Below are 236 nucleotides of genomic sequence, written 5' to 3'. Positions count from 1 at the left end.
CCGGATTCGAGCAGCGGCAGCGCCTGGATCGCCTTCACCGCCGAGCGTGGAAACACCGGTCGCGCCGTATCGCCGATCTCCCAGACAGGCTTGCCGTCGGCGTCGAAGACAGAAACCGCGCCGCGATGAGCGCTTTCGACCACCGCGCCCCGCGTGACTTCGACCAGAACCGGATTTGCCATGCTGCCTCCCGCACGCGCGCGCCGGGCGCCGCTTCAATGCGGGCCGCTTCTACC

At 69.1% G+C, this 236-nt stretch carries 1 protein-coding gene; it reads right to left on the bottom strand.

What is annotated here, in order from left to right; all coding sequences use genetic code 11:
- On the bottom strand, window positions 1–182 hold a 182-nt coding region (locus P9236_RS30805), incomplete at its 3' end, for an asparaginase (RefSeq protein WP_278078224.1).
- Window positions 183–236 lie beyond the last annotated feature (54 nt).

The sequence above is a fragment of the Mesorhizobium sp. WSM4884 genome, assembly GCF_029625675.1.
In the GTDB taxonomy this organism is placed as follows: domain Bacteria; phylum Pseudomonadota; class Alphaproteobacteria; order Rhizobiales; family Rhizobiaceae; genus Mesorhizobium.
Note: the sequence above shows the minus strand (reverse complement) of the source record. Positions and strands in the feature narration are given on the sequence as shown.